We start from the raw sequence: 12,253 nt of genomic DNA on the forward strand, positions 1-12,253 counted from the left end.
GTTCGCCGTCTGGCGCGCGGCACGCGCCGTCGGCGACCACGACGTGAACAGCTTCCTCGTGCGGGCCGATGCCGGCGCACCGGTGCGAGAAGTGGAGCCTGGCATGACAGTCTGGATCGCCCGTGGACGCGACTGATCGAGACCAGACGCAGATCGTGGCTTGTCGGACTCCCCGTCTGACATGAGCGAACAAGTCGGGGACGTGCCGTTCTCCCGAGCGGGCCCCACGGCACATTCTCCTGAAGGGACAGCCGGCCACATGACCTCGACCTTGATTATTGCTGTGGCGCTCGTCGCGCTGACTCTGGTGGGTCTCGTCGCACTCCGGCCGTTCTCGTATCGCACGCGGATCGGCTTCGATCTCACCTGCTTTGTCGCCATCAGCATCTTCCTTCTGCGGGAGGGCGTCTTTCCGGTGTTTCCGTCCTCAAACGGCGTTCTCGACGGAACGGAACTGTGGCTCCGAGCCGTTTGCGGTGCTTGGTGGCTGCTCGGTGCCAGGATCCTGGTCGCCGTCCTGTGGGTGACGCTTCATCGGAGTCGTCGGTCACGCGAGGCGAGGCTATTTTCGGATCTCACCGCTTCGGCGATCTACCTCGCGACTGCGCTGGTCGTCCTGAATTCGGTCCTCGCCCTCCCGGTGACAGGGCTTCTCGCGACCTCGGGCATCGTGGCGATCGTCCTCGCCCTCGCTCTCCAGAACACGCTGGCGGACGTCTTTGCCGGCATCGCCGTCGGCATCGAGGCGCCTTTTGGTGTCGGCGACCGCATTCAGATCGACGACAAGATCGAGGGACGGATCGTTCAGGTGAACTGGCGATCCATCCGAATCCTGACGGACGAGAATGACGTGGCAATCATCCCCAACAGCATCGTGGCAAAGTCAAAGATCGTGAACAGGAGCTTCCCGGACCCACAACGGGCCATGTCGGTCGAGATCAGCTGCCCGCGGGAAGTGGCACCCGAGCGGGTCATCGAAACGCTCCTTCATGCGACGCTGCTCTGCCCCGACATCCTAGCGACGCCGAAGGCATCCGCTGTCCTCTCGCGGCTCGGTTCAAGGTGGAATGCCTACCGGGTCGCATTCTCGGTTGGGGACTCCAAATCCGTCTCTCGCACGAAGGACCAACTTCTGAGGGCAGCCCGTCGCCAACTGCACTACGCTGGCTTCTTGGACGAGGATGGCTGGAGAACCGACGACCGCTCGCCAGAATCGGACCGATTGCATGTGGCTCGTCGAGTCTTGAGCAATCTCATCATTTTTGAGGGTCTTGCCGACCACCAGATCACCATGCTGGCAGAGCGACTCGAAATGCGGCGTCTTGAACCCGACGAGGTGCTGTTTACCCAGGGGGAGGCCGACCCCTCGTTATACGTCGTTGTATCGGGCGTGTTGGAGTTCACTCGCGTTACGGAAATGGCTAACGAGACGATCGGCTGCATCGGGGCTGGCGAGTACGTTGGCGAGATCGGACTTCTCACTGGGGCACAACACGCAGCAACGGCACGCGCACGAACGCATTGCCGCATCTATCAGCTTCCCCGCGAGGCTATCGCGAACCTCCTATCGGAGAATGTTGAGCTAGCAGGAGCGTTGGATCGTTCGATGCGGCATGGCTTGGCAATCCTGCACCGAGAGGTCGCAGTTCGCGCCACCCCGGACATCGGTGTGCCGGCGCAATTGCTGCAACGAATCCGCAATCTCTTCCACGAGCACCTGTCCGCGTAATCTGTTATTACGCGTCGGACAACGTGCAGGGATCTCCAACGTTGGTTTCGTCATCCAAGGGTGTTGCTCTCGATCCTGCTTCTGGCTTGCTCGCCGTCAGTGGCGGCGAGCACTGACACGGCGTCATGCTTACGGAGCTTCGAGGCGCACTGGCGGGACTGAGCTCGCGACCCATCAGCGGGTGCGCGCGTCCAGCATCGGTCGGCGTGATCCGCCGCGCGAACCCCGCCTCCGGACTGCGCGCGTTCGGGCGCGCGCTGCCCCCGGGCCGCGCCCGTCGCGGCCTGCAGGCCGGCGCAGGAGCCGAAGGCTGGCGTGCCTGCCCCGAACACGGCCCGCATGAAGGCGACCGTGCGCGGTGGTGGCGCAACTCAGATCGAAAAGCTGAGCTGCTGCAATGTCCGCTTCAGAGAAGCCGCCGGGGACGGCTGAACGGCAGAGATGGGCGCAAAGCCGAAGGGCTGCTTTCCGACGGCGTCCCAGCTTCCATGGACGCTTAAGCGGCCTCCGGTGACGCGCCCGCGTACACCCTACGAAAAGCCAAGCACTCGTGAGACGGCGGCCGGTGAGAGGAGAGGGCCGCCGAAGGACAAGCGGACCTCGCCGAGCCGGTATGCCTTGTGGAGGACCTCCAGCGGCTCTCCATCGAGGGAGCAGCGCAGGGCCGAGTCCGGCGTGTAGTTGATGATCAGCCCCAGCGCTTCGCCGAAGAATGTGACGTACGGTTTGCCGTTGTGCCCGATCCGGACCCGCTCAGGCACCGCGTCCACTGCTTGCTGGACATAGGTGATCGGAGGCCGTGAACAATCGAGCGGGATTATCAGCCGCGGCCCCGCTCCGCCCGTGAGACCGCAGAAGGTAATTTGAGTGGGCACCGTGTACTCCGTCTGGATCACGGCATGCGGCCGGAAGCTGGCCCTCCAGGCGGCGTCTTCTACCTCTTGCGCGAGGCGACGCTTTTCCTCGGCTTCGCGCTCCCACTCGGCGAAAAGCCGCTCGGTATCCGCGACGGCCTGCAGGACAACGTCTGCCGGTAGCTAGAGCGCGTCCGGCAGTCGCCAGAAAGCGAAGCGGCTTTTCGCGCTGAACGGCAGGCCGTTGCACAGGGCATGCAGCCTTAGCCGGGTTCGAGTAGCCAAGGCGGCGGCCCAGCGCCTCATCGCTCAGGCCCAGCTCGTTCATTCTGACTTGGATGAGGTTGGCAAGCGATGTCGGCGGGTCATGAGCGCCTCCGTTCCTGCTCGTTCTGGAAGGCTGGCGCTTCCGGCTACTCTTGCTGACGCTCGTCAGCCGCATCCCACTGTCGTGGAACCACCTTGCCGCCAGGGGGCAGGTTGGTGAGAGGCCAGCTCTCGTCGTAATGCTTAGGATAAAATACCGAAGAATTGAGAAGAAGTCAAGGAATAGGACTCCTGTGGCCCATTGCGGACGTCAACGAGATCCATCCATTCCCAATTTACTGCGGGCGGTGCCCGTCGCTGCATGAACATTGCTCGCGACCTCGGGACGATCACCGCCTGCTGACTGCGCTGCCCTGCATTGCCGACCGCAGAGCCGCTTCGGCGTACGGCATTTCGGCTTCGCCCATGACGATCTCACGAATTCGAGCCGTGCTCCCCGTCGCGGCGAACAATACTGCGAGCTCGGTGCGGTCCGGCTTGAAGCAGGCTCGGTGAACAGAACTGAGATTGCGAAGATCTACCGCGGTTCCCTGAGCTCGGCCGAATGGGTGCAATAGCGGGACCGTAAACCTCCGTCGCCTCGCCGCCGCAGACTTCGCAGACCTGTAGCGAGCGCGCACTGGTCCGATCTGTACTCAGATTCTGGACTACGGAGCGGGGTGCGCTTACATTTCTTGTATGGATCATCCCAATCCACTGCTGACCTCCGATGAGTATCGCAAGCACGTGCTCCGCTGGTACTGGTATGACCTCCTGAAGAATGCGGCCGAAGCAGAGCGCGAGGCCTTCGCATCCGAGGTGGAGGTAAAGATCCGAGCAGCTTGGGAGGAGCGGCTCGACCGCGTCCGAAACCGGAACCAGTACTAGTACTACAACAAGAGGCGCAAGATGGAGCTTGCTTGGGAATACGCGCAAGCCAAGGAAAATGGGGACAAGTTCTAAAATCTTAGTGGCGAGCCGCAACGTTGGAATTGTTCTGTGCTTGACTGTCGTCAAGTATTCATTACATCTGGTATCAACCTAAAACTGCGCATATTCTCGTGGATCGCGGTTGTGCGAACTGCCTGGCAACCTATCCTATGCCGCCTGCAACTCGGCAAGAATTTCGCCGAGCTGGCCGGGTGACGGGCAGCCGCCCGCAGTGGTTCACAACCATAGATGGGGAGGTCGCTTCCTCAGCTAACATGAGGCTGAGGAATTCTTGCAACGTTTTTCCTGCTTTCTTTCTTATAGGAATTTCGTTGCACGTTTTTTCTGCTTACATCTCCCGTGCCGGGAAAGCGACTCTCCTGCTCATGGTTGTGCCCGAAATCGCCATTCTGACCGCCCCGACGGCCAAGGCCGATACGGTAACCCTTCGAGACGGCGTGGACGGCCTCGAGGTCGGCGAGCCAAAGAAGCAGGTCAGCCAGCGTACCCTCCGGGGAAGGGCAGGGGACAAGTCGCTGTTCCAAGCCGCTGATCTGGTTCGCGTGCGCTTCGCCATACCTTCTCGGGTCGTGATCACAGGATCCAAGACCCTGAGGTGTTCGATGAGCATCACGATCCTTGATCCGATCAGCGGACAGCTTGTTACCGTTCCCGTGTCTAAACCGCGTCCCCGCTCGGAATGAGCCGCGAACGCTGTGCCGGACGTTCGATCTCGTACTGCCCCAGGAACGCTAAAGCTTGGCCTTGAGTTGCTATACCATGAGGGCAAGCACGGCCATCGTGGGCACATCGGTGCTGCCGGCGATCCTGCTGACGGCAGGTCTTCGCGTCGCTCTGTCGGGCGGTCCGGAACCGGCCCCGCTCGTGATTGCAGCCGCCATTGACACGCCCATGGCACCGCCTGCCGGAAACGACCGTTCGAGCGCCACTCATCCCGTACGTGCATGGGCCGATCCCCCGTCGCGCATTGAGCGCGCTCCGGCGAGTGGCGCGACCACCGCCTCGTTCGCAATCGGTCCAGCCGAACCTGACGCCACCGGCACACTGGTTCGGCAAGCTGAGGCGGATACACTCTCCCGCGCTTCCGCTCCAGTACGGCCGATGGCAGCTTCCGAGAGGCTTGGACCTAAGCGGGCGAGCAGATCGGAGAAGCCAAAGCAGCGCATGATGGCGCGAGCGGTCCGAAAGACAGATCCGCGGCAAACGGCATCGGCTGGAGCGACACCGTCCTCTGCGGCTCAACCTGCAGCTGCAGTCCCCGAGCCCCAGCCAGTCGCCATGGCTGGTCCACTCGGCGACATCTTGCGCGGCTTGGGCTTCATGGACGGTCCTGCTCAGCAACGCTAATGGTATGCCACAGTCTGAGTCGGACGCGCTCGATCAACGAAACTGAGCCGGCGGATCAATGGCCGATGCCCGTGCGTGTCGACCCAGTGGCCGAAGAGGACAGGGCGCCTCGGCCGGGAGATCGGGATTGGAAAGCCTGACGCCTCCAGACTGAGGAGCTCAACGAGTTCCTGGCAGGCGCGGCGATCACCGACCTCGTGCCGATCGAGGAGGGGAGAAGCCGGCTGCTTACACGAGCCGCGCGGTTGCTGAGATCATGGTGGCCTACATTTGCACGAGTCCGGTCGGGTAGGTCGCCTCGGCCCGGTCAGCCTTCGTCCCGCCGCTCGCCCCGCGCGACTACCTTCATCATCGCGTCAGGCAGCGGGCGCTGAAGCTTCAGCGCCTCCTCGACTGGCGCCTCAAGCCATGTGCGCCAATCGTCTTCGGTGGTCAGCAGCACCGGCATGGCCTTGGGGTGAACCGGGCCGACCACGCCGTTCGCCTCGGTCGTGAGAAAGCTGTAGAGCCGATGCTCCTCCTCGACCCGGTCGGGGTTCTCCGCCTTCGTACCTCGCACGCCCGTCCAGGGCCGCCAGATGCCCGCGAAGGCAAACAGCGGCCGCTCATCGCTCAGGGCGAACCACACGGGTGTCTTCCGCGGCTTGGTGTCCGCGTATTCGCTGAACGACGAGGCAGCGGTACTCAGGCTTGAGCCACGGCCGCCAATGCGCGCTCTTCACGTTGCGCACGTTCGTGATCGGGTGCTCGCCGAACGCCTTTGGACCGGGCATGCCCCAGCGGAGCATCGCCAACTCGCGACCGCCCTCGCTCGCCCGCACGACAGGGGCGCGCTGATCGGGAAAGATGCCGGGCAGCGGTGGCAGGTTGCCGGTGTCGTCGCGCGCGACCCCGAACCAGCGGCGGATTTCCTCAGGCGTCGCCGTCAGGCTGTAGAGGTTGCACATCGTGGCACCATCCCCAGATAGGTCGCTCACTCAAACCTGGGTGTAAGGCCCTCTACGGCCGAGCGCCGCCTTGCCGTTTTCCACCAGTTATCCCCATATAGAACAAAACACGAACCGAGGCGTTTGCTGAGACTGCCGCAGAGGGGATGAGCACACCATGGCCCGATACCGCTTTCACGCGACCAATGGCTCTGCCTGCGTGTTCGACGCTGTCGGCAAGGATGTCCGCTCCCCTGAGCGCCTGACGCGCCGGGCGGCAGAGGTTGCGCAAAGGGTCATGGGATGCCTTGACCAAGAGAACTGGTCGGATTGGCACATCAGCGTGCACGACCTCAGTGGCCGACGCGTGCTGGTCCTGCCTTTCGTACCGCACACCGGCAGCATGGCTCAGGCTGCCTAAAATCAGATCGGCTCAAGCCATGTCTGCTCAGTCCAGCGGGCGCACGCTGTTCTTCTTCGAGAAGCCCTCGGCCATGCGCCAGCTTCAGCGGTTCTTCCGCTCGCCGAGCACCGTCTGCGTGGCTGCCGAGGGACACCTGCTCACGACCGAGGAGCCAGGTAGCATCCGGCCCGAGTGGAAGCCCTGGCGCTTCGAGGCGCTGCCCATCGTGCTCGACACCATCCCGGTCGGCTATGGCGCCAACCGCTCAGGCCAGTCCCACGAGCCGAAGGTCGCGGCGATCCGAAAGGCTCTCGACGGCGTGGACCGAGTCATCGTCGCGACCGATCCAGGCCGCGAGGGCTCGATGATCGCCTGGGAGGTGCTGGAGCACCTCGGCTGGCGCGGTCGCGTGGACCGGCTCAAGCTCGGGGCGCTCGATGATGTCTCGATCCGCCGCGCCTTCGCAGTACTCGCGAAGGAGCCCGATTCGGGCGAGCGCGATTACGCGGCCTATCTGGAGGCGCTCTGCCGCCAATACGAGGACTACCATCTTGGCCTGAACGGAACCCGGGCCATCTCGCTGCGGCTGCGCCCGCCCAGCTTCCGCGAGCCGTGGCGCTTCGGCGGCGTGCAGACACCGACGCTCGCCATCCTGGCCGATCTGGAGCAGCGCATCCGGGCGTTCGTGCCGCAGGACTTCTTCAAGGTCGCGCTCACTGTTGCCGCCGAGAGCGAAGCCGAGGTCACGCTGTGGCACGCGCCGAAGGAGCGAATCTTCGACGCGGCCGTGGCCGAGACGATCCGAGACGCTGCAAGCAAATGGTCGGGGCCGCTTTCGGTTGAGCAGAAGGACGTGCGGCGCGCGCCGCCACGCCTGTTCTCAAAGGACACGCTGGCACGGCGCTGCGCCAAGCGGTTTGGCTGGGATCCGCAGCACACGGCCGGGCTCGCGCAGGAACTCTACGACCAAGGCTTTCTCAGCTATCCGCGCACCGAATCCGAACACCTGCCCGAGAGTCAGACCGGGGACGCGGTCGCCGTGTTGGCGGCGATCACGTCGGTGCTGCCTGATCTCGCCACGCTGGCGCCGCCGGAGGCGCACCTTGTCTTCCGCAAGGGCGCCAAGGGCCACTACGTCAAGGATCCGGGCGAGCACCACGCCATCGTGCCGCTGCGCAAGGTGCCCGAGCGCGGCCGCCTCACGCCGGACCAGTTCCGGCTCTGGGAACTTGTCGCCAAGACCTACCTCGCGGCCCACCTGCCGGACGGCATCGATGCGCGCACCACCGTCTCGGCACAGGTGCCGTCACCACTGGGCGACAAACGCTTCGCGGTCAGCGGCTCCGTCGTGCGCGCACCCGGCTGGCGGGCCATCTACGGCAGTGAAGCAGAGTCAGATGCCGAACCAGTGCCGGGCAAGGCCAAGCGCGAGGACGAGGCTACAGTCCGTCGGCTGCCTGCCATCAGCAATGGCGAGGACGCGACCGCGACCGAGGCGCAGGTCGAGACGGCTGTGACCGAGCCGCCGCGGCGCATCACGCGCGGCGAGTTGCCGGTGGTGATGGGCCGCCTGATCGATCAGGTGGAGGATCCGGCGATGAAGCGCGCGCTGGAAAACCCGATCAACCCGAACGAACCGAAGGGTCTCGGCACGGCAGCCACCCGCGATACGATCCTGCCGAAGCTCCTCAAGAGCCACTACGTCATCCTGCACAAGGGTAAGGACCCGGCCATTGAGGTCACGGAGGTCGGGCTCGCTTTCATCGCGGCCGTGCGCCGCGTCTTTCCGGCCTACGGCGATCCGGTGGGACGAGCGGTGTTCGAGGCGGAGCTTGCCGAGATCGGGCGCGCCCCGACGCGCGTGGAGGCAACGCGGCGGGCCGAGCAGTTCCGGCAGCGCACCCGAGCGCGCCTCGACGAGCTGATCGCGGCAATTTCGAAGTCACCCGTGCTGAGCCTCGACCCAAGCATTGTCCCGCCCGCGCAGGGTGACAGCCGACCGCCGACGCCCGCCATGCTCGCGTTTGCCGTCTCGCTTGCCCAGCGCAAGGGGCTGACGCTGCCGCGCGGTTGCAAGAGCAGCATCAGCATCTGTCGCGCCTTTCTCGATGCTCATGCGGGGCCACGCGTCTCCCAGACACCTCAGGCAGGCGAGGCCGAGCAGGAAGGTGAGGAGCGAGCCCCCACCCTGGCGATGCTGCACTATGCCCAAAGCTTGGCGCAGCAACGCGGCATCCCGTGCCCACCTGCGGTCGAAGCGAGTTTTGCCGAATGCCGCCGGTTCCTCGACACTTACGCGGATGCGAGCAGACCGGAGCGTACGAGCGAACCGGCTCGGCCAACTCGTAAGAATCGCCAGAGCGCGTCACAGCCCCAGAAGAAACCCGTAGCAGGCGGACCGGCACGGAAGGCGCGGGCGCGTCAGCGGGCCTGAAGATCGCCGCCGCACAGGCGGGATTCACAAGCTCGGCTCAGTGCGGCAGGTTGAGGCGATGGTCACGTCGCAACCCGCTGCGCTGCCGTGAGCATCGCAGCCCGTCCGCTTCGCGCGCATCAGCGAACCCTCGCCGCGCTCGTCACAGCCATGGCACGCGGCGAGGCGGAGGGGATCACGGACATCCTCGCCGCGGTCACGCCCGGCGGCGGCAAATCGCTGCTGCCCGTCATTGCGGCTGCTCGCCTGTTCGCGGCGGGGTGCGTCGACCGCGTCGTCTGGGTGGTGCCGCGTGATTCCTTGCGCCTCCAAGCCGAGGAAGCCTTCGCCGACCCGCTCTGGCGAGCAAGTCTCGATCACAGCTTGAGCGTACGTAGCGCCGAGAACGAGCCCGACCCGAGCCGGGGCTTGTCGGGCTACGTCACGACCTACCAGGCTGTGACGGCGGCACCCGCCCTGCACCTTGCAGAGCTACGCCGCCATCGCACGCTCTTGGTGGTGGACGAGGTGCACCACCTGCCAGTGCCAAGCGGCTATTCCGCGTCGCACGATGCCGAAGGTGAGGAGGCTGCGGCCTGGAGCCGGGCCATGTTGCCGCTTCTCCAAAGCTCGGCACTGCGGCTGCTGTTGTCCGGCACGCTGGAGCGAGCAGACGGCCGCCGCATCCTCGGCCTGCCCTACGTTCCTGCGGCAGCCACACACACGCAGCAGATCGACCTCGATGCGCCGGGATGGGCCGTCATCGGCTACTCGCGCGCGCAGGCGTTGGCGGAGCGTAGCGTGTTGCCGGTCACCTTCGGCGCGCTCGACGGCGAAGCCAGCTGGCTGGAGGGCGGGCGCGCAGCCAGTCAAGCGCGGGTCGGTCCCCATCGCCTCGGCGGAAGCGTGCGCGTCACGACCCGGCCGGCATTGTTCACGGCGCTGCGTACCGGCTTCGCTCGCGACCTCTTGCAGGAAGCCTTCACGGCCACCCGGCGGCTGCGCGCCCGCCGACGCAGCGAGCGCAGCTTGTCACCCAGCGAGGCTGCGCGTGGCCTCGGCAAGCTCCTGGTCGTCGCCCCGGATCAAGCCAACGCTCGACGCTACCTCGACATGGTGCGTGGCTGGATGCCGGCCGCTCAGGCCGAGCGCGACGCGCGGCTCGCGACGTCGTCTGAGCGCGATGCGCACGAGTCTCTGGCGGCGTTCCGCCTGCGATCCGAGCCTGCCGTGCTGGTGACGGTGGCGATGGCCTACGAGGGTCTCGATGCACCGGAAGTCGCTGTGGTGGCAGCCCTGACACATATCCGCTCGCGTCCCTGGCTGGAGCAGATGATCGCCCGAGCCACGCGGGTCGATCCGCACGCCGGTTCGTATGCGGACCAGCAGGCGCTGGTGTTCCACCCCGATGATGCGCTGTTCGCCCGCTTCCGAGCCGAGCTGGAGAGCGAGCAGGGCGTGGCCGCGCGGCCCCGCACGATCCGGCGTATCTCGGCTGTGAGGCCTGAGCGGACCGTTTGGTCTGACGATGAACCGCGCGCGATCATCCCGCTGGAGAGCAACGCGCTCGGCCTGCGCTACGCCACGCTGCGCCCCAGGCCAGCCTCACCTGACCGGGCAGAGGCAACCACCGCACCCTGCGCCGTTCTGAGCTGCCTCGCCCCGGGACAGGCTCCCTCGCTGACCGAACGGGCGCTCCGTCAGCGTCTCACGGCGGCTATCGCGACGCAGGTCATTGAGGATGAGGCAAACCTGTGCGCGCCGCGCAGCGGCAATCTCGCCCACCGCTACAATGCAGTGCTCAAGCGTGCGCTGGGCAAGGCGCGCGGCGCGATGACACTGGCCGAGCTTGCGGCGGCGCTGAGCTGGCTGGAGCGCAACCGCCTGTGCGACCACCTGCATCTGCTCGATGGCGATGCCCGCTACGCGTGGTCTCATCGCAAGCGCCAGGGCGCATGGCTACCGATCCGGAGCTATCCGCGCGCCTGAGTGATCGCGCGCTGACGGCCTCACCGAGCTTTAAAAATCCGGCCGCCTTGGAAGACACGAAGGAAAGTGCGCCGCGAGCCAGAGGAAGTCTGCCCTTACTCATCCACAGCTCTCCACAGGTACGCACATCAACCTGCATACGTCGCTTGAACCCGCGCGGGATCCGTGAGTTCTACCTTTGTTCTCACGGAGCGCGGCCATGGAACGAATCGCATCGCACTGCCTCTCCGGCACGCACAGCGAGGCCGAGGCCATTGCGGCGACGTATCTGCGGTTGGCCACGGCGATGCCCGCGTCGCGCTGGGGATGGCTGTGGCGGACGCGCTGAACGACATCGACGCAGCCCAGCGCGAGGTCAAAGCTGTCGCTCGCCGGGTGTCGCGAGGCTATGCGCGATGCGGTTTGGCCTGTCTCGGCCAGAGCGCGCCTGAACACAGCGTGGCTGCGGCAACGCGTTAAGCCGACAGCAGCCTGCGCGGCACGAGCGCCCGAAACGACCAGCGCAGAGGTTACGGGTCGGCCGGACTGCATCGCCTCCATCGAGGAGCAACTCGCCCGTCCGAGGACATTGCTCGTCTCATCGAGCTACATGCATACTTTCCTTTTATCGGATTATATGCATATAATCCGCTCTGAATTGGAGAGAGGCATGGTCGAAGTGAACCAAGAAGGGCGGCGTCTATCGGCGACGTGGCTCAACACGATTGCATCCGGCGTGGTCTCTGCCGGAACCTGCGGGTCACTCCTTGCCTACAGCTTGGGGACGCTCCCGGGCATCAGCGGCCTGCAAGTGCTGGCGATCTCAGCCGTGTCTGTGCTGACCGGCGCTGTCCTGCATCTGCTCGCGCGTGCCCTCCTGAGCGCGACCGACCGTGAAGGGTGAGCGCGGGGTTCGGATTGCGGCCTGATGCAGCGAGCGTGTTGTTTCAAACTGTGTTGGGAGCAGGAAGCGCGGTGACACCTATGCAGATCATCGATTTTGCGGTGGCGAACCACGAACCGGATCGGCAGGCGTGCCCGAAAGCAGTCTGACGCAGCGCGACATCCTTCAGACGCTCGCGCCGGTCCCGAAGCGTGCGCAGAACGGCCACTGTCAAGCCTGTTCCGTATGGTTAAGCTTTGCTAGGTTCCCTGCAGCCGATTTGCGAAAGGAGCCGTGATGACGACCACCTTGGCAACGAAGGTTGAGAGCCCGCGCGTGTGGCAGCCTCAGGGCGCTCCACGCATGCAGGCACATAGTTGTCTGGTGGTGGAACGTTGTTGGGATCAGGTGCGTTGGGCAATCGAGGAGCATGCCTGGCGCTTTGACGGCGTCCGTCGCCGCGTCTCCCGCCG

Annotated in this window: 9 protein-coding genes and 1 pseudogene; 8 read left to right on the forward strand and 2 right to left on the reverse strand. The window is 65.1% G+C overall.

Annotated features, from left to right (window positions below; genetic code table 11):
• Positions 1 to 259 precede the first annotated feature (259 nt).
• Positions 260 to 1,729, forward strand: a complete 1,470-nt coding sequence (locus WDW90_RS31020; RefSeq protein WP_336491391.1) for a mechanosensitive ion channel family protein — start codon at positions 260 to 262, stop codon at positions 1,727 to 1,729.
• A 530-nt stretch (positions 1,730 to 2,259) separates the two neighbouring features.
• Here the strand turns inward: WDW90_RS31020 and WDW90_RS31025 are convergent.
• Positions 2,260 to 2,625, reverse strand: coding sequence for a hypothetical protein (locus WDW90_RS31025; RefSeq protein WP_336491393.1), 366 nt, complete (start codon positions 2,623 to 2,625; stop codon positions 2,260 to 2,262).
• A 3-nt stretch (positions 2,626 to 2,628) separates the two neighbouring features.
• Between WDW90_RS31025 and WDW90_RS31030 the strand changes: the two genes are divergently transcribed.
• On the forward strand, positions 2,629 to 2,766 hold the full coding sequence (locus WDW90_RS31030; protein ID WP_336491395.1) for a hypothetical protein: 138 nt from the start codon (positions 2,629 to 2,631) through the stop codon (positions 2,764 to 2,766).
• A gap of 1,439 nt (positions 2,767 to 4,205) precedes the next feature.
• The gene (locus WDW90_RS31035; RefSeq protein ID WP_336491396.1) at positions 4,206 to 4,523 is read left to right on the forward strand and encodes a hypothetical protein; all 318 of its coding nucleotides are present in this window, start codon (positions 4,206 to 4,208) and stop codon (positions 4,521 to 4,523) included.
• A 971-nt stretch (positions 4,524 to 5,494) separates the two neighbouring features.
• On the opposite strand, the pseudogene WDW90_RS31040 reads toward WDW90_RS31035, so the two are convergent.
• A pseudogene (locus tag WDW90_RS31040) lies at positions 5,495 to 6,134 on the reverse strand (SOS response-associated peptidase).
• Between the two features lie 157 nt (positions 6,135 to 6,291).
• Between WDW90_RS31040 and WDW90_RS31045 the strand changes: the two are divergent.
• From WDW90_RS31045 to WDW90_RS31065, 5 genes are all read left to right on the forward strand, one after another.
• The gene (locus WDW90_RS31045; RefSeq protein WP_336491397.1) at positions 6,292 to 6,534 is read left to right on the forward strand and encodes a DUF6894 family protein; all 243 of its coding nucleotides are present in this window, start codon (positions 6,292 to 6,294) and stop codon (positions 6,532 to 6,534) included.
• Between the two features lie 19 nt (positions 6,535 to 6,553).
• Positions 6,554 to 8,950 carry a type IA DNA topoisomerase gene (locus WDW90_RS31050; protein WP_336491398.1) on the forward strand — a complete coding sequence of 799 codons (2,397 nt, stop codon included), beginning with the start codon at positions 6,554 to 6,556 and terminating at the stop codon, positions 8,948 to 8,950.
• A 150-nt stretch (positions 8,951 to 9,100) separates the two neighbouring features.
• A complete protein-coding gene (locus tag WDW90_RS31055; protein ID WP_431311158.1) occupies positions 9,101 to 10,918 on the forward strand; it encodes a DEAD/DEAH box helicase in 1,818 nt (605 codons plus the stop codon).
• Positions 10,919 to 11,117: 199 nt separating this feature from the next.
• Entirely contained in the window at positions 11,118 to 11,246 is a 129-nt protein-coding gene (locus WDW90_RS31060) for a hypothetical protein (protein ID WP_336491400.1), read from the forward strand.
• Between the two features lie 321 nt (positions 11,247 to 11,567).
• Positions 11,568 to 11,801 carry a hypothetical protein gene (locus tag WDW90_RS31065; protein WP_336491401.1) on the forward strand — a complete coding sequence of 78 codons (234 nt, stop codon included), beginning with the start codon at positions 11,568 to 11,570 and terminating at the stop codon, positions 11,799 to 11,801.
• Positions 11,802 to 12,253: the final 452 nt, after the last annotated feature.

Origin of the sequence: Methylobacterium nigriterrae (assembly GCF_037106235.1) — a bacterium.
GTDB classification, from domain to species: domain Bacteria; phylum Pseudomonadota; class Alphaproteobacteria; order Rhizobiales; family Beijerinckiaceae; genus Methylobacterium; species Methylobacterium nigriterrae.

Bases quoted from the DNA above. Each gene is read 5' to 3' on its own strand.
- WDW90_RS31065 (WP_336491401.1), top strand. From the start codon at position 11,568: ATGGTCGAAGTGAACCAAGAAGGGCGGCGTCTATCGGCGACGTGGCTC.
- WDW90_RS31050 (WP_336491398.1), top strand. From the start codon at position 6,554: ATGTCTGCTCAGTCCAGCGGGCGCACGCTGTTCTTCTTCGAGAAGCCC.
- WDW90_RS31020 (WP_336491391.1), top strand. From the start codon at position 260: ATGACCTCGACCTTGATTATTGCTGTGGCGCTCGTCGCGCTGACTCTG.
- WDW90_RS31060 (WP_336491400.1), top strand. From the start codon at position 11,118: ATGGAACGAATCGCATCGCACTGCCTCTCCGGCACGCACAGCGAGGCC.
- WDW90_RS31055 (WP_431311158.1), top strand. From the start codon at position 9,101: ATGGCACGCGGCGAGGCGGAGGGGATCACGGACATCCTCGCCGCGGTC.
- WDW90_RS31045 (WP_336491397.1), top strand. From the start codon at position 6,292: ATGGCCCGATACCGCTTTCACGCGACCAATGGCTCTGCCTGCGTGTTC.
- WDW90_RS31030 (WP_336491395.1), top strand. From the start codon at position 2,629: ATGCGGCCGGAAGCTGGCCCTCCAGGCGGCGTCTTCTACCTCTTGCGC.
- WDW90_RS31035 (WP_336491396.1), top strand. From the start codon at position 4,206: ATGGTTGTGCCCGAAATCGCCATTCTGACCGCCCCGACGGCCAAGGCC.